At 64.2% G+C, this 16831-nt stretch carries 13 protein-coding genes; 4 read left to right on the forward strand and 9 right to left on the reverse strand.

The genetic code is table 11. From position 1 onward, the window contains the following. Nucleotides 1–230: 230 nt before the first annotated feature. The 6 genes from NKH63_RS21440 to NKH63_RS21465 all read right to left on the reverse strand — a co-directional run bounded on the left by NKH63_RS21440 (nucleotide 231) and on the right by NKH63_RS21465 (nucleotide 6539). Entirely contained in the window at nucleotides 231–1229 is a 999-nt protein-coding gene (locus NKH63_RS21440) for an ABC transporter ATP-binding protein (protein ID WP_023718925.1), read from the reverse strand. A gap of 15 nt (nucleotides 1230–1244) precedes the next feature. Further along, nucleotides 1245–2306, reverse strand: a complete 1062-nt coding sequence (locus NKH63_RS21445) for a Gfo/Idh/MocA family protein (RefSeq protein ID WP_023718924.1) — start codon at nucleotides 2304–2306, stop codon at nucleotides 1245–1247. Continuing rightward, a complete protein-coding gene (locus NKH63_RS21450) occupies nucleotides 2303–3142 on the reverse strand; it encodes a carbohydrate ABC transporter permease (RefSeq protein WP_023718923.1) in 840 nt (279 codons plus the stop codon). Before NKH63_RS21450 ends, NKH63_RS21445 begins: the two co-directional genes overlap by 4 nt. Nucleotides 3143–3154: 12 nt before the next feature. Next, the gene (locus tag NKH63_RS21455) at nucleotides 3155–4078 is read right to left on the reverse strand and encodes a carbohydrate ABC transporter permease (RefSeq protein ID WP_023718922.1); all 924 of its coding nucleotides are present in this window, start codon (nucleotides 4076–4078) and stop codon (nucleotides 3155–3157) included. 239 nt (nucleotides 4079–4317) lie between these two features. Continuing rightward, a complete protein-coding gene (locus NKH63_RS21460; RefSeq protein WP_023718921.1) occupies nucleotides 4318–5577 on the reverse strand; it encodes an ABC transporter substrate-binding protein in 1260 nt (419 codons plus the stop codon). A gap of 2 nt (nucleotides 5578–5579) precedes the next feature. Next, a complete protein-coding gene (locus tag NKH63_RS21465) occupies nucleotides 5580–6539 on the reverse strand; it encodes an N-acetylmuramic acid 6-phosphate etherase (RefSeq protein WP_352918673.1) in 960 nt (319 codons plus the stop codon). A gap of 199 nt (nucleotides 6540–6738) precedes the next feature. Here NKH63_RS21465 and NKH63_RS21470 point away from each other — a divergent pair, with 199 nt between their 5' ends. Genes NKH63_RS21470 through nagA form a run of 4 tightly spaced genes read left to right on the forward strand, consistent with a single transcriptional unit; the run spans nucleotide 6739 to nucleotide 10596 of the window. Then, nucleotides 6739–7620 carry a glucosamine kinase nucleotide-binding domain-containing protein gene (locus NKH63_RS21470; RefSeq protein WP_023718919.1) on the forward strand — a complete coding sequence of 294 codons (882 nt, stop codon included), beginning with the start codon at nucleotides 6739–6741 and terminating at the stop codon, nucleotides 7618–7620. Then, nucleotides 7617–8399, forward strand: a complete 783-nt coding sequence (locus NKH63_RS21475; protein ID WP_023718918.1) for a GntR family transcriptional regulator — start codon at nucleotides 7617–7619, stop codon at nucleotides 8397–8399. The genes NKH63_RS21470 and NKH63_RS21475 overlap by 4 nt, the downstream gene beginning before the upstream one ends. Continuing rightward, on the forward strand, nucleotides 8396–9427 hold the full coding sequence (locus NKH63_RS21480) for an SIS domain-containing protein (protein ID WP_352495468.1): 1032 nt from the start codon (nucleotides 8396–8398) through the stop codon (nucleotides 9425–9427). Before NKH63_RS21475 ends, NKH63_RS21480 begins: the two co-directional genes overlap by 4 nt. Next, a complete protein-coding gene (nagA, locus tag NKH63_RS21485) occupies nucleotides 9424–10596 on the forward strand; it encodes an N-acetylglucosamine-6-phosphate deacetylase (RefSeq protein ID WP_023718916.1) in 1173 nt (390 codons plus the stop codon). Before NKH63_RS21480 ends, nagA begins: the two co-directional genes overlap by 4 nt. Nucleotides 10597–10598: 2 nt before the next feature. Here the strand turns inward: nagA and NKH63_RS21490 are convergent, their stop codons facing one another. The 3 genes from NKH63_RS21490 to NKH63_RS21500 all read right to left on the reverse strand — a co-directional run bounded on the left by NKH63_RS21490 (nucleotide 10599) and on the right by NKH63_RS21500 (nucleotide 16822). Beyond that, nucleotides 10599–12122, reverse strand: coding sequence for a malonate--CoA ligase (locus tag NKH63_RS21490; RefSeq protein ID WP_352549622.1), 1524 nt, complete (start codon nucleotides 12120–12122; stop codon nucleotides 10599–10601). A gap of 39 nt (nucleotides 12123–12161) precedes the next feature. Then, on the reverse strand, nucleotides 12162–12839 hold the full coding sequence (gene rpe, locus NKH63_RS21495; RefSeq protein WP_023718915.1) for a ribulose-phosphate 3-epimerase: 678 nt from the start codon (nucleotides 12837–12839) through the stop codon (nucleotides 12162–12164). Between the two features lie 230 nt (nucleotides 12840–13069). After that, nucleotides 13070–16822 (reverse strand): DUF7929 domain-containing protein, encoded by a 3753-nt coding sequence (locus tag NKH63_RS21500; RefSeq protein WP_352856667.1) that lies wholly within the window; start codon nucleotides 16820–16822, stop codon nucleotides 13070–13072. Nucleotides 16823–16831: the final 9 nt, after the last annotated feature.

A 16831-nucleotide genomic window follows, 5' to 3' on the forward strand; every position in this document is an offset into this window, starting at 1 on the left:
CCCGTCTGCTTCACTGCCATCGCGATTCCCTCAGACCGTCCACCTCAGAGAATCACAATCAGCGAATTACGCAACAGGCCCACAGAGGGGAGAAGGTGGATCGGCGCGCAGCGCCGAGACGATTGAGGGGTGTTGGAAGGAACTCCAACGCCTCATTCCGTCTAGCACCTCTCATCTGACCGAGCTTCGCTCGGCCACCTTCTCCCGCAAGGGGAGAAGGAAGAGGGGCGCTACTTCATCACCTTGCCATCCGCTCCAAACCGATAGGTCTTTACCGGATCCGGCGTCGCATAGAGCGTGGTGCCGGGTTCGGCATTGTAGACGCCAAAAATGCGCACGGTGATCAAGCCGGCCTTCTCGCAGTCGAGATAGAGGTTGGTGTCGGCGCCGAGGTGCTCGGCATGCACGACCGTGCCTTTCCAGGCGCCGGATTTGGGATCGACGGTCAAATGTTCGGGCCGGACGCCGATGGTCTTTGCCGTTTCGCCAAGCCTGGTGCCGTCGACGAAATTCATCTTCGGTGAGCCGATGAAGCCGGCGACGAATTCATTTGCCGGCGAATTGTAAAGCTCCATCGGGCCGCCGATCTGCTCGATCTTGCCTGCGTTGAGGACCACAATCTTGTCGGCCAGCGTCATCGCCTCGACCTGGTCGTGGGTGACATAGATCATCGTCGCCTTCAGCCGACGGTGCAGCTGGGCGATCTCCAGCCTGGTGTTGACGCGCAGTGCGGCATCGAGGTTCGACAGCGGCTCGTCGAACAGAAAAAGCTTGGGTTCGCGCACCACGGCGCGGCCGATGGCGACGCGTTGACGCTGGCCGCCGGACAATTCGGCCGGGCGCCTTTCGAGGTAGGGCTCCAGCGACAGCATCGACGAGGCGATGCCGATGCGGCGGTCGATCTCGGCCGCCGGCGTGCCCGCCTGCTTGAGGCCGAGGCCCATATTGTTCTTCACCGTCAGATGCGGGTAGAGCGCATAGGTCTGGAACACCATGGCGATGCCGCGCTTGGCCGGCGGCGTGGCGGAAACGTCCGCCCCGTCGATGACCACGCGGCCCGAGGTCGAGTCCTCCAGCCCGGCAATGACCCTGAGCAGCGTCGACTTTCCGCAGCCGGATGGACCGACGAAGACGACGAACTCGCCATCCGTCACCTCGAGGTTGATGCCCTTCAGCACCTCGACCGGCCCGAAGGCCTTTTTCACGTTCTCGATGTTCAGCGAGCCCACGGCTTCGTCCCTGTTCTAGAGTTTCACGGCGAGGCCGCTGCGCACGCTCTCGTCGGCGGCAAGGCAGACGGCGAGCGACTTCACCGCGTCGTCCATGTGGCGGCCAAGATCGAGGTCCTCGCGGATCGCCTTCAGCACAAACGCCTGTTCGAGGTCACAGAGGTCCTGATGGCCGGGCTCGCCTTCCATCGACAGCATCTCGTCCGGTTTGGCGAACTTGCCGTCCGCGCCGGTTGCAGCACTGTGCAGGCGGATGGTCGAGGTCTTGGTGTGGGTGTCGATGTCGTCGGACCTGACGCCCTCCTTCATGACGATCGACACGCAGCCGTTGGGCGAGATCACGTCTTTGACGAAGAAAGCCGTCTCCGAAATCATCGGCCCCCAGCCGGCCTCGTACCAGCCGACCGAACCGTCGTCGAACAGCACCTGCAGGTGGCCGTAATTGTACATCGTGGGCGCAATCTCGTCGCTCAGCCGCAGCCCCATACCGCGCACCTCGACCGGCCTGGCGTCGGTGATCTGCAGCATCACGTCGAGATAATGCACGCCGCAGTCGACGATCGGCGACGTCGTTTGCATCAGCTGCTTGTGCGTCTCCCAGCTGTGTCCGGAGGATTGCTGGTTGAGATTCATGCGGAACACGTACGGGCCGCCGAGCTTCCGCGCCTCGGCGATCAGCCTGATCCAGGACGGGTGGTGGCGCAGGATGTAGCCGATCACCAGTTTCTTGCCGTTGGCCTTGGCCGCGGCTACGACGCGTTCTGCGTCCGCGACCGTCGTTGCCAGCGGCTTTTCGACAAAGACGTGGCAGCCAGCCTCGAATGCCTTGACCGCATAATCGGCATGGCTGTCGGAATAGGTGGCGATGCAGGCGACGTCAGGCCGTTCATCACGCAGCGCCTCGTCGAATGAACGCCGGATGCCATAGCTCGAAAGCCCTTCCGGCAGCGGCACATCCGAGCGGTTGACCAGTGCGGTAATCTGGAAGCCCGGGTTGGTGTGATAGGCCAGCGCATGGCTGCGCCCCATATTGCCGAGCCCGGCGACGACGACGCGAAGGGGTGTTTGCGAACTCACTTGACCGCTCCCGAAGTGATGCCGCGGATCAGCTGCCGCGAGAAGATGACGTAGAGGATCAGCACCGGCATGATCGCCAGCGACAGTGCGGCCAGAATGGCGTTCCAGTTGGTGACAAACTGGCCGAGGAACAGCTGCGCGCCGAGCGTCACCGTCTTGGTCTCCTCCGACGGCGCCAGGATCAGCGGGAACCACAGGTCGTTCCAGATCGGGATCATGGTGAAGACCGCGACCGTCGCCATCGATGGCCGCACAAGCGGCAGCACCAGCCGGAAGAAGATGGTGTATTCGGACAGGCCGTCGATCCTGCCGGCATTCTTCAGATCGTCGGAGACTTGCTTCATGAATTCCGACAGGATGAAGACGGCGAGCGGCAGGCCTTGCGCCGTGTAGACCAGGATCAGCGCCGTCAGCGTGTTGACCAGCCCGCTCGCCACCATCAGCTGCAGGATGGCGACGGTGCCGAGGCGGATCGGGATCATGATGCCGAGCGCCAGGTAAAGCCCCATCAGCGAATTGCCGCGGAAGCGGTATTCCGACAGCGCGAAAGCCGCCATGGCGCCGAACAGAAGCACGAAGAACAGCGAGGCGACGGTGACGACAAGGCTATTCTGGAAATAGTGGATGAAGTCGCCCTGGCCGATCACCGTGGTGTAGCCGATCAAGTCGAAGGTCCCTGGCGTCGGCGGCGTCAGCGGCGCGCCGAAGATACCGGCACGTGATTTGAACGAATTCATGATCACGAGGATCACCGGAAACAGCGCGATCGCGGTGTAGGTCAGAAGGATCGCATGCGCGCCGATGGTGCGGGGCAGCGAACGGGTTGCGGTGCTCATGGTCACGCTCCCCTAAAACTGGTAGCGACGCAAGCGCGTCTGCACGAGGAATAGGTAGACGCAGACGCCGCCGAGGATGATCAGGAACATCATCGTGGCGATCGCCGCGCCCATATTGGGGTCGCCGACCTGCAGCTGGAAACCGAAGAAGGCGCGGTAGAGGAAGGTGCCGAGGATATCGGTCGAATAGTTCGGCCCGGCCAAGGCGCCTTGCGCCGTGTAGATCAGGTCGAAAGCGTTGAAATTGCCGACAAAGGTCAGGATCGAGATAATGCCGATCGACGGCAGGATGAGCGGCAGCTTGATCTTCCAGAATTGCGCCATGCCGGTGATGCCGTCGCATTCGGCGGCCTCGATCACCTCTTCGGGGATGGACAGCAGTGCCGCATAGATCAGCATCATCGGGATGCCGACGAACTGCCACACTGAGATCAGGCTGAGCGCGGTCAGTGCATATTGCGCCTTGCCGAGCCAGGGCGTGAACAGGCTTTTCAGGCCGACAAGGTCCATCATATGCGGCGCCACGCCCCATAGCGGCGACAGTATCAGCTTCCAGGCGAAGCCGACGATGACGAAGGACAGGATCGTCGGCACGAAGATTGCCGTGCGGTAGAAGGCGGAAAACCGCAATCGGGGGCTGGACAGAAGTGCTGCCAAAAGGACGCCGATCGGGTTCTGCACCAGCATGTGGATGATGAAGAACCAGACATTGTTCCGCAGCGCGTTCCAGAAATTGACCGACCAGTTGGGATCACCGAACAGCATGCGGAAATTTTCCAGTCCGACGAACACCTGCGACTGGTTGATGTTGCGGAACAGCGACAGCTGCAGCGTGCCGGCCAGCGGCAAGATCATGATCGCCGTGTAGACCAGCAACGCCGGTGCCAGGAAAACGCCGATATGCCAGCGGAACGGTCTTTTCGGTGCTGCGGCCATGCGTTCGGTCCCCGCCGATCAGGTCTTGCTATTGCCGTCAAAAGCCACGGCGCCTCCCTCCCCCTCGAGGGGAGGGTGCCTCGCGAAGCGAGGCGGGTGGGGTCGGCCGAGGCAGCGCGCCATCGTCGTTCGACCGCGCTTTCCAGCAACGATCAAGCTGCCGCCTGCCTCGACCGACCTCCTCTGTCGCCTTTGGCGACATCTCCCCTTCGAGGGGGGAGATATCGCTTCGCCGCGCCTTACTTCGCCGGCTTGTACCAGCTGTCGAGGCCGTCCTGCAGCTTCTTGGCGGCAGCTTCCGGCGTGTCGGTGCCGTTGATGACGTTGGCCGATTCAACCCACGTCTCGTTTTCGAGGTTCGGCGTGCCGCGCGACAGGATCTGGTAGGTCGAGCGGATCGTCGACTTGCACTTGCCGCGCCAAGAGACGAATTCCTGGGCCAGCGGGTCTTCCATCTTCACCGGCGTGTTGTTCAGGCTGAAGAAGCCGGGCAGCGCGTTGGCGTAGATGGTAGCGAAATCCGGCGAGGCCACCCAGGACAGGAAGGTCTTGGCCGCATCCGCGTTCTTCGAGGCCGCATTGAGGCCCATGCCGATATCGGTGTGGTCGGAGATGTAGCAGGTGTCGCCGGCCTTCTGCACCGGCGGCGGGAAGGCGCCCATCTTGAATTGCGCCTGCGTGTTGAACAGGCCAATTTCCCACGAGCCGGCCGGGTAGATGGCGGCGCGGCCGAGCGTGAACAGGTTCTGGCTGTCCGGATAGGTCTGCGCCTCGAAGCCGTCGCCGAGATAGTCCTTCCACTTGGCCAGTTCCTTGTAGGGCTCGACCCACTGCGGATCGGTCAGCTTCTGCTCGCCCTTGATCAGCGCCAGGCGGCCTTCCTCGCCCTTCCAGTAATTCGGGCCGATGTTCTGGTAGCCCATGGTCGCGGCTTCCCAGAGATCCTTGGTGCCCATCGCCATCGGGATGTAGGTGCCGTCGGCCTTGATCTTGTCGAGCGCAGCGTAGAACTCCTCATTGGTCGTCGGCACCTTGATGCCGAGCTTGTCGAAGGCGTCCTTGTTGTAGATGAAGCCATGGATGACCGAGGCCATCGGCACGCAGAAGCTCGACTTGCCGTCGTCGGTCTGCCAGGCGGCCTTGGCAACATCGGAGAAGTTCTCCATGCCGGGCAGCGTCGAGATATCGGCGAGATTGCCCTTCTTGAAGAGTTCCAGCGATTTGTCGAACGGGCGGCAGGTGATCAGGTCGCCGGCCGAGCCGGCGGCGAGCTTGGCGCCGAGGGCGGCGTCATATTCGGTCGGCGCCGACGGTGCGAACACCACCTTGATGCCGGGGTTCTTGGCCTCGAAAGCCGGGATCAGCTTGTCCTTCCAGATGGCAAGGTCGTCGCCGCGCCAGCTTTCGATGTTGAGCGTTACGTCGTCGGCATAAGCCACCCCGGCGGTGCCGAGAATGCTGGTGCCGAGAAGAAGTGCCGTCAGTAGCTTCGTTGTCATGCTCAGTCTCCCTGTTGACCTTTTTCAGGTTCGGTTTTGATGAGAACGGAGGCATTGCGCCCCTTGCTCCCCTCGATCGCGGAAAGGGCTGGCCGCAGCTTGTGGCCGGTCCCTTCCAGTATCTTCTCGGCCGCATCGGCGCTGGCGGCGCCGGCGGCGAGCAGAATAGCGGTCTTGACGACGCCGCTGCTCTTATCGAGCAGGCGCGCCGCCTCGTCCTTGTCGCGCCCGCTGACGGCGGCAACGATGCGTGCGGCGCGGTCGCGCAGCTTGATGTTGTCGGCCGTGAGGTTGACCATGTAGCCATCATGGACATGGCCGAGATGGATGGCTGCCAGCGTCGACAGCATGTTGAGTGCGATCTTCTGGGCGGTGCCGGCGCCCATGCGCGTCGAGCCGGCAATCAGCTCGGGCGGCGTTTCGAGCAGGATGGCGATGTCGGCCAGCCGCAGCAGCAGCGCATCCCCGTTGTTGGCGACAGCAATGGTCGCCGCGCCGCGGCGCCTGGCATCCTCGATCGCCCTGACAGCATAAGGCGTCGAGCCGCTGGCCGAGACGGCGATCAGGCAGTCGCCCTTGCCAACGCCGGCGGCGGCGACCGCTGCCGAAGCTTCGTCAGTGTCATCCTCCGGCCCGCCGGCCAGTGTCTTGAAAGCTTCGTCGCCGCCAGCGATCAGGATGGCGATACGGTCGCGCTGGATGCCGAAAGTGCCCGGCAGCTCCAGCGCATCGGCCAATGCCATCAGGCCCGAGCTGCCGGCGGCCGCATAGGCGAGCTTGCCGCCGCTTTTCAGTCTGCTTGCGATGATTTCGGCTGCCGCGGCAATGGCAGGAATGGCGCCGTGAACGGCCTTGGCGGCCTCGATCTGCGCGTTGGCCAAAGAGGAAAGGACGGCTTCCGGGGCCTGGATATCCAGTCCCTCGGCATTGTGGTGAAGCGCTTCGGTGCGCGTTTCGGCCATCCGCTTTCCTCCAATCGAGAAAACCATACCAAAAAAATACCACTTGTCCACACGCATTAATCAAATCCTTGCGGTGGCGCAGGCTTGCGGACGAAATCAGCTGATTTTCCAACAAACTACGCCTTAACTTTTTTGAAACGGAAATTAATCCTTGGCTATTGGTATTTTATTGGTATTATCCGTCTGGAGGAGAAATCGCGTGAAATTCGTGCTCGGCATCGATGGCGGCGGCACCAGCTGCAGGGCGGCCCTTGCGACGGCCGATGGCAGCGTCCTCGGCCGCGCCAAAAGCGGCGCCGCCAACATCCGAACCGATCTCACCGGCGCCAGGGCCAACATCGTCGACGCGGCGCAGCAGGCCTTTGTCGCCGCGGGCAGAGATCCCGGACTGATCCCGCAAACTCCGGCCATTCTCGGCCTAGCCGGCGCCAATGTCGGCACCTACAGGCAGCAGCTCGAAGCGATCTTGCCGTTCCGCATCAGCCGTGTCGAGACCGACGCCGAGATCGCGCTGGAAGGCGCGGTCGGCTCTGGTGACGGCGCCATGGCCATACTCGGCACCGGCACCGCCTATATGGCGCGCAAGAACGGCCGATCGCGTGCCATCGGCGGCTGGGGGTTCCAGGTCGGCGACCAGGGCAGCGGCGCCCGCATCGGCCGCGACCTGCTCGAGCAGACGCTGCTCGCCTATGACGGCATCCGCGAAGGATCGCCACTGACGCAGGCCATGCTCGCCATCTTCCGCAACAATCCCGAGGATGTGGTCGAATTCACCACCAATGCCAAGCCCGGCGATTTCGGCGGCTTCGCACCCAAGGTGTTCGAACATGCCGAAAAAGGCGACGTCGTCGCTATCTGGATCCTCGACAAGGCGGTGGCCGATGTCGAGGCAGCACTTGGCGTGCTCGACCTTGGTGGCGACGATCCGCTTTGCCTGCTCGGCGGCCTGGCGCCGCTTTACGCGCCGCGCCTGTCGGCGCGCTACCGGGCGCTGCTGAAGCCGCCGCTCGACGACGCGCTGGGCGGCGCGGTTCAGATGGCGGTTCGGATTTTTACGAAGGCGGCGGAGGCGGCGCGATGAGCGACGCCGCCGACCAGATTTTCGCGGCGCTGAGACAATCGTCGCAGAGTGGCGCGCCACTCTATCTGCAGCTGAGGAAAAGCATCGAGGACGCCGTCAAACGCGGGCTGATCGGACCGGGCGATGCGCTGCCTTCCGAGCGCGACATCGCCAGCAAGGCCGATATTTCGCGCGTCACCGTGCGCAAGGCGGTGCAGGACCTGGTCAAGGGCGGCATCCTCGTCCAGCGTCATGGTTCCGGCACCTTCGTTGCGCCGCGCATGGAGCGCGTCGAGCAGTCCCTGTCGATGCTGACCTCGTTTACCGAGGACATGGCACGGCGCGGCATGGCGGTGCGTTCGGCCTGGCTCGACCGCGGCCTCTATCCGCCATCGCCCGACGAGATGATGGTGCTCGGCCTGGCGTCGAACGAATTGGTGGCGCGCGTCGCGCGCCTGCGCATTGCCAACGACACGCCGCTGGCGATCGAGCGCGCCTCACTATCGACAAGCGTGCTGCCCGATCCGGCGGCGATCGGTTCGTCGCTCTACGCGGCGCTGGAAAAGACCGGCAACAGGCCGGTGCGGGCGGTGCAGCGCATTTCCGCCACCAATCTCGGCGATGGCGACGCGCATCTGCTGGAAGTGCCGCCGGGCATTGCCGGCCTGCACATCGAGCGTATCTCCTATCTGGCGAGCGGCAAGGTGATCGAGTTCACCCGCTCCATCTACAGGGGCGACGCTTATGATTTTGTCGCCGAACTCCGGCTGAGCGGGCCGGGCGAAGAGGGCAGGCCATGACCGCAACAATGACCCATATGCGGCGCGAGATCGAGGAGATCCCCGAGGCCACCGCCCGCCTGCTCGACGGCTCGGCCGCGGTGCTGACGGAAGCCGGGCGCGGCATTCGCGAGCGCGATCCGAATTTCATCGTCACAGTGGCGCGCGGCTCGTCCGACCATGCCGCGACCTTCATGAAATATGCCGTGGAGCTGACCGCCGGGCTGGCGGTCGCATCGGTCGGCCCGTCGATCGCCTCGATCTATGGCGCCAAGCTGAAGCTGGGCGGCTCGGCCTGCCTGGCGATCTCGCAGTCGGGCAAGAGCCCGGACATCGTTGCGATGGCGCGAGCGGCGCGGGCCGGCGGTTCGCTGACCGTCGCCATCACCAACACCGCCGATTCGCCGCTCGCGCGGGCTTCGGACTACGCGATCGACATCCTTGCCGGACCGGAGCGCAGCGTCGCAGCGACGAAGACCTTCGTCAATTCGGCGGTCGCAGGGCTCGCTCTGATGGCGCATTGCACCGGCGACGACAAACTTCTGGCAGCACTTGCCCGCTTGCCGGAGCATTTTCGGAAGGCGATCGCTTGCGACTGGATGGCGCTGGCCGGGGCACTCGAGACGCCGAACTCGCTGTTCATCCTTGGCCGGGGCCCGTCGGCGGCGATCGCCAACGAGGCGGCGCTGAAATTCAAGGAAACCTGCGCCATGCATGCGGAAGCCTATAGTGCCGCCGAAGTCATGCACGGCCCGCTGGCGCTAGTCGGTCCCGGCTTCCCAGTGCTGGCGCTGGCTGCCCGCGATGCGTCCGAACCATCCGTCGCCGAGGCCGCCGACAGCCTGGCCGGCAAGGGCGCCGCTGTCTTTGTGACTTCGGACAAGGCAAAGAAGGCGCAGCCTCTGCCGCATGTCGCCACCGGTCATCCGCTGACCGACCCGCTGACACTGATCGTGTCGTTCTATGGTTTCGTCGAGGCTTTTGCCCGCCATCGCGGCCTCGACCCAGACACGCCGCCCAATCTGCGCAAGGTGACGGAAACGCTATGAGCGATCGCTTTGCGCTGACCGGCGCCCGGATATTCGATGGCGATGACTGGCACGACAATGCGGCGCTTGTCGTGCGCGACGGCCTCGTCGAGGCCATCGTTGCCGCCGGCGCCGTCCCATCCGGTGTTGCGCCTATCGAGACCGGCGGCGGTATGCTGGTTCCGGGTTTCGTGGATTTGCAGGTCAATGGCGGTGGCGGCGTCATGCTCAACGACCATCCCGACGTCCCCTCGATCGAGACCATCTGCCGGGCGCACGCGCCCTTCGGCACGACGGCGCTATTGCCGACGCTGATCACCGACACGTCCGAGATCACCGCCGCGGCGGTTGCCGCCGGAGCAGAGGCCGCACAACGGAAGGTGCCGGGCTTCCTAGGCCTGCATCTCGAAGGCCCGCATCTGTCGATCGCCCGCAAGGGCGCACATGACCCGGCCTTGATCCGGCCGATGCTAGATCCCGACCAGGCGATGCTGATCGCGACGCGGAAAAACCTGCCGGTGCTGCTGACTACGGTGGCGCCCGAATCCGTCGAGCCCGACCAGGTATCGGCGCTCAGCAATGCCGGCGTCATCGTCAGCATCGGCCATTCCGATACCGACTATGCCACGGCCCGCACCTTTTCCGAGGCCGGCGCAACGGTGGTCACCCATCTTTTCAACGCGATGAGCCAGATCGGCAATCGCGAGCCGGGGCTGGCGGGCGCGGCAATCGATACCGGCACATTCTATGCCGGCATCATCGCCGACGGTATCCATGTCGATCCGGCCACCATGGCCATCGCCTTGCGCGCCAAGCAGGGGCCGGGCAAGATCCTGCTCGTCACCGACGCCATGGCGACGATCGGCACCGACATGACCTCGTTCACGCTGAACGGTCGCACCATCCACCGCAAGGATGGCAGGCTGACACTTGCCGACGGCACGCTGGCGGGCGCGGATCTCGACATGATTTCCGCGGTGCGCTTCGTGCATCGCGTGGTCGGTCTCGACCTCGACGAAGCCTTGCGCATGGCCTCGCTCTATCCGGCGCAGGCGATCGGCCAGTCGCACCGGCTCGGGCGCTTCGCCAGGGGAACCGCCGCCAACATCGTTTCGTTGTCGGACGATCTGGACATGAAAAGCGTCTGGATCGACGGCGCCAGGGTTTTTGCAGCCAGCCCTGCTTGTTAGGGTTAGCCGGCTTTGGACGTATAGAGGTCTTTGTAGGCTTCGCGCAGCAGGTTCTTCTGCACCTTGCCCATCGTGTTGCGCGGCAGTTCGTCGACGAAGATCACCTGTTTCGGATGCTTGTACCTGGCGAGGTGCCCAGCGATGGCCTCGATGATCGCGGCGGCGCTGATCGTCGAGCCCGGCGCCCTCACCACGATCGCCGTGACACCCTCGCCGAAATCCGGATGGACAACGCCGATGACAGCGCTTTCGGCAACACCGGCAAGAGCGTCGATCTCGCTCTCCACTTCCTTCGGGTAGATATTGTAGCCGCCGGAAATGATCAGGTCCTTGCCGCGGCCGACGATGTGGACATAGCCGTCGGCATCGATCAGCCCGAGATCGCCGGTGATGAAGTAGCCGTCGTCGCGGAATTCCGCCCTGGTCTTTTCCGGCATGCGCCAGTAGCCGCAAAAGACGTTCGGGCCCTTGACCTCGATCATGCCGACCTCGCCCCGGGCAAGTGTTTCGCCGCCATCGGGATCGGAGATGCGCAGGCAGACGCCGGGCAAAGGGAAGCCGACCGTGCCGGCACGCCGCTCGCCCTCGTACGGGTTCGACGTGTTCATGTTGGTCTCGGTCATGCCGTAGCGCTCGAGGATGGCGTGGCCGGTGCGCTCGCGCCACGCTCTGTGCGTCTCGGCCAAAAGCGGTGCCGAGCCGGAAATGAACACCCGGATGTTTTTCGCCGCTTGCCGGTTCAAACCGTCCTGCTGCAGCAGGCGGACGTAGAAGGTCGGCACGCCCATCAGCGCGGTGGCGCGCGGCAGTAGCGAGACGATGCGGGTCGGGTCGAATTTGGTTTCGAACAGCATCGAGGCGCCGGCCATCAGGACGACATTGGTGGCGACGAAAAGGCCATGCGTGTGGAAAACCGGCAGCGCGTGAATCAGCACGTCTGCGGCAGTGAAGCGCCAGAGGTCGACCAGCACCCGCGCATTCGAGGCGAGGTTTTCGTGGCTGAGCATGGCGCCTTTCGAACGGCCGGTGGTGCCGGACGTGTAGAGGATCGCGGCAAGGTCGTCCGGTCCGCGCGCCACATCGTGGAAGTCCACGGCCGCCTCAGAGGCTCGATCAGTCAACGAACCCTCGCCCTTGCTGCCGAGTGTCGCGACCGCAGCGCCCGAGGTCTGCGCCAAAGCGCCGATCTCGCCCGCTCGCGCCGGGTCGCAGACGACCAGTCGCGGCTCGGCATCCCTGAAGAAATAGTCGAGCTCGGTCAGCGTATAGGCGGTATTGAGCGGCAGGAAGATCGCGCCGGCACGCAGGCAGGCGAGATAAAGGAAAATGGCCTCCGGGCTCTTCTCGACCTGAACGGCGACGCGGTCGCCGGCTTCGACGCCCAGCTGCGACAGCGCATGCGCCAGTTGAGCGGAGCGCGCCAGCGTCTCGCCATAGCTGATCGAGCGCCCATCCTCTGTCTCCATCAAAAGGCGTTCGGGCGCGGGCATCCGGGCACGGAAAGCATCGAACAGATGGTTGCTCATATTTCCCCCCGAGCGGCTGGTCCGGCCGGACGGCAGCGGTCAGCCGGCCGCCTTGTCCGCCGCTGCCCTGATTGCCTCGATGTTTGCCCGGTAGGCGTCGACGCTGCCGCCCTTGAAGATAGCCGCGCCGGCGACCAGCACGCTGGCGCCGGCCGCGGTGACAAGGGGCGCAGTTTCAGGCGAAATGCCGCCGTCGATCTCGATCCGGATCGGCCGGTTGCCGATCAGCGCCTTCACCCGCTTCACCTTGTCGACGATCGCTGGAATGAAAGCCTGGCCGCCGAACCCCGGATTGACCGTCATGATCAGGACCAGATCAAGCCGGTCGAGCACGTATTCGATCATCGTTTCCGGTGTCGCCGGGTTGAGTGACACGCCGGCCTTCTTGCCAAGGTTTTTGATCGTCTGCAGCGAGCGGTCGAGATGTGGCCCGGCTTCGGCGTGCACCGTGATGCCGTCGCAGCCGGCCTCGGCGAAGGCGGCCAGATAGGGGTCGGCCGGCGCGATCATCAGATGGCAGTCGAAAAACGCCTCGGTGCGGTTGCGGATCGCCTTGATCACCGGTGGCCCAAACGTGATGTTCGGGACGAAATGCCCGTCCATGACGTCGAGGTGGATCCAGTCGGCGCCGGCGGCCGTCACCGCCTCGACCTCGTCGCCGAGCTTCGAGAAATCGGAAGCAAGCACCGATGGCGCGATCAGGGTTTTTTTGCTCATGATGCGGCCTTCCCGTACGCCCCGGTTTGCGGACCCTCTGTCTGTATCGACTGCCTAGACCATGAGTCCGGAAAGTGGAAGCCGGTTTGTCCTTCCGCCGATGCAGCGGCTTCAGGTTTGCGCTGCCTTCTCATCTGCCCGCTGAAGAAAAACCCCGCCGGATCGCTCCGGCGGGTATTGGGTGACGAGTACGGTCACTGTTTGAAGTTCTGGATTTCCCGCGCCGTATCCTATTGCTCCGGCTGCGGCTTGCGCCTTGGCACGACCTGCTGAGGAACATTCGGATTCAGCAGCAGGTTCGGCTCAAGCGTCGATTTCCTGCGGACCGGGACGCAGTCCGGATATCGTCCGACCGTTCCGATAGGGCAGCGCCGCTTGATGATCGGCTGGCACTGGCCATTGATCGGCCGCGCGCCCGGTGCGCATTCCAGCCGTGGTTTGCGGCAGGCGCCGTCGCGCAGCTCTGTCCCACGCGGACAGACGCAGGCGCCGCGCTTGTTGTGGATCTGGCCAGGTATCGGGCACTCCACCACAACCGGCTTCTTGCGCCTGCAGGCATTGCCCTGCAGTTCCGTGCCCCGGGGGCAGACGCAATCGCCGTTGGCGTCGTGGATCTGACCACGGATCGTGCACTGCTTGGGCTGCGGCCGAATTGGCCGGCAGGCATTGCCCCTGACTTCCGTGCCTCTCGGGCAGATGCAATCGCCAGCGGCGTTATGGATCTGGCCCCGAATGGTGCACTGTTTGGGCTTTGGCTGGATTGGCCGGCAGACATTACCCCTGACTTCCGTGCCCCGCGGGCAGACGCACTCGCCGTTGGCGTTGTGGATCTGACCACGAATGGTGCATTGCTCGGGCTGCGGCTTGTTGCCCACGCAAGCGCCGTTCTCCAGCTCGGTCCCGCGCGGGCAGACGCAGCGTCCGTCCTCGGTACGGATCTGGCCTTTGAGGAGAACGCAAGGTTTTGGCTTCGGCACGATGACCGTGCCGCCGCCGGATGAGCATTGGCCGTTACGGAAGGTCGTGCCTGGCGGGCAGACGCAGTTGCCGGCGTCGTTCATGACAAAGCCTTGCGAGCATTCCTTCTTCACCTCATGCGTGATGATGAAGGGATGGCAGGCATAGGCCTTGCCGCGATCGCCCTGCACATTGGCGGCACCACGAGACAACACGTCGCCACCGCCTTGCACCGACGTGTTCGGAGACAGCACGCCGACGCAGTTCTGGCCGTTGACAGTGCCCTGCAGATTGGTCAGACGGCCATCGTCGGGAATGATCACGGTCACATTGTGCACATGGCTTTCCCCGGCGCCGAGCGTCAGTTGGGCGATGCAGGACAGAGGCAAGGTTGCCGGCTCCGGCGAGCAGCCGAAGGGCGGATCGATCGAGGTGATCGCAACGCCTTCCAGCCGGCCGAGGCCTTCGACGCCGATCGCATCGCCGATGCGAACCGGACCGGAGAAGGCGCTCGTCCCATCGTTCGTGATGGTGATCTCGAACGAGCAGGGCTGGCCGGGCTTGCACTCGGCGTCGCCGGTCTTCTCGACCCGGATGGTCGAGGCACCGCCGCCCTTGGCGCAGGCCTGGCCGATCGGATAGACGATATCGTCTCCCGGAGCCGGGCCGTAGGAGCCGCGTGCGCAGTTCTCGAATTCGCCGTTCGCAGCAACCGTCACGTCGAAATGGCGGCTGGTTCCAGGCGTCATAACGGCGCCGGGAATCTGGCACGACAGCGCATTGGCCGGAACCGGTCCGCAAGCCCATTCCGCGCCGTCTGGGGTGACGCTCTGGATCTGGACCGGCGCTCCGCCGGCTATCAGCGTCGCGGCATCGTTGACCCGCACCGGACCGGTCGGGGCTGTGGCGCCGAGGCTGATGACGGTAATGCGGCAGGAAACGACCGCAGCACCGGCCAGCGAGCCATTGCACACCTTGGTGATGCGCATGGCCGGCTGCCCGCCATTCGGATGACGGATGCGTTCCTTGGCGCAGGCCCTGTTGTTGGTGATGTCGTTCTCACCGGGAATGGCCTTCACCTCGGCGCAGTTCTCGACACTATCGGGCCGGAAGTTGGCCGGCATCACCGCCCTGACGAAGATCGGCGTCGAGGCGCCCGGCATAAGCGCGATGCCGGGATTGTCGCAGCGGAACTTGCCGGAACCGTTCGGTCCGCACGTCCATGGCGGCGTCGGGCCGAAGGTCGAGGATGCCGGCGCGCCGCCCGGATAGCTATCGACGACCGTCAGCGGCCCATTGTAGGGGACGCTGCCATTGTTGATGATGTCGATCACGAAGGTGCAGACGCCATCGGCCGAACAGAATTCGGTGCGGGCGCGCTTCTTCAGGATCAGGTCGACCTTCTTCTCCACCGGTGGCCGGCAGTCGCGGTCACGATCGCCACGGCGGCAGACCGGGATCGACGCACAGCCGCGGTCGTTTAGCTGGCTGCCGAAAAGCGGCTTGCCGCTGGCGCCGTAATTGTAGGTGGCGCAGTTGCGCAAAACGCTGCCTTGCCAGCCTGCGGCCGGCTTGAAGCCAAGCTTGAGGTCGACTGAGGCGCCCGGATTGAGCGTGGTCACCGGATGAGTGCAAATCATCGGGGTGATTCCAGGCGCGCAGACCCAAGGCGGGTTCGGCCCTGAATCGAGGGTGGAGCCGGCCGGCAGGGTGACTTCGTCGAGCACGATCTTGCCGTGGTAGGGCGCATCGCCGACATTGGTGACCCTGATGGTGAAGTCGCAGCCGCCCGCCATCGTGCAACGTTGCACGTCGGCACGCTTTTCGACTTTCAGATCCGGTTCCTTGTCCTTCGGCGGGCACCTCTGGTCACGCGGGATGACGATGTCGACGGTCTGCGTGCAGCACAGGCCCCAGCCCTCCTTCGGGCCGGCATAGGTTTCGATACCGGTGACGATGATGTGGATAACGTCGCCGGGTGAAGCACCGACGATCTTCCAGTTGAGCACACCGCCGCCGGCCGGCACCAATTGGGTGTCGGGAATGATTGTGATGCCGGGTGTCGTCGTCGAAAGCCGCACCCATTTGCCAGCCATCTCTGGGCCGACCGGCATATGGTAGATGAAGGCGCCGCCGCCGGGCACGCAATCGACCGTGCCTCGCTCCACCTTGAAGCATTCACGATTGCCAGGAGGTGGAGGCGGTGGGTTGCACTCGGTGACGTCGATCTTGATCGACGTCTTTGCACCCGTGAGATAGTTGCCGTCGTCCGGCTTGCCCGGGTCCTGCGACGGAATTTCGACGCCAGCACCGCGGTCGCCGCGGCTCACCTTGATCAGCCCCTGGTTATCGACGATTGCCGGCGACGGAAACGCCGCATGGTCGATCTTGGCGGTGATCTGGAAGGTGATGGCGCGCTCGTTCGCAGCGCCGATGCCGTCGAGGTCGCTGGCGGAAATCCGGAAATCGGACACCGTCGCCGTATCGTCCGGGCCAGCCGAGCTGCTGATCGCAGCGCCGGGCAGCGGTCCGCCGGATGCGTCGGTGCCGTCGCCGGTCACATGCACGCCGACAATCCGCAGGCCGTGCGGGAGTTGGTCCCTGAAGTCGAGCCTGACCTTTTTCAGCATGGCCGCGAGGCCCGGGCCGGCAAAACCCTGCGGATTGCCGCGCAAGCCAAAGCTCAGCGAGTATACGACATAGTCGCAGCCTCTCTGGCCGCCTTTCTTGGTGAAGAAGGGCACGATCCGGCCCGGCTCCGGGTTGACGATGCGAGGATTGTCGAAATCGAGCTTGGGATCTGGAATGACAGTGCCTGCATCGGCAGGCTTGGCCTTGGCCGGAGCAAGGTCTTCAGCGAAGCCTTGCAGCGGGCTCAGCATGGCGACCGCGATACCGGCCGCCATCAGCCAGCGCGCGCCGCGCCTGGCGAGTGACAGGGGTTTCATGATGGTCTCCATGACGAATGATTGTTTGCCGGTTGATTGGCTGCTCGTCGCAAGCGGGGACTGTGCAAGATTGCTCATCTTCCCCTT

Origin of the sequence: Mesorhizobium sp. M0960, assembly GCF_040319055.1 — a bacterium.
In the GTDB taxonomy this organism is placed as follows: domain Bacteria; phylum Pseudomonadota; class Alphaproteobacteria; order Rhizobiales; family Rhizobiaceae; genus Mesorhizobium.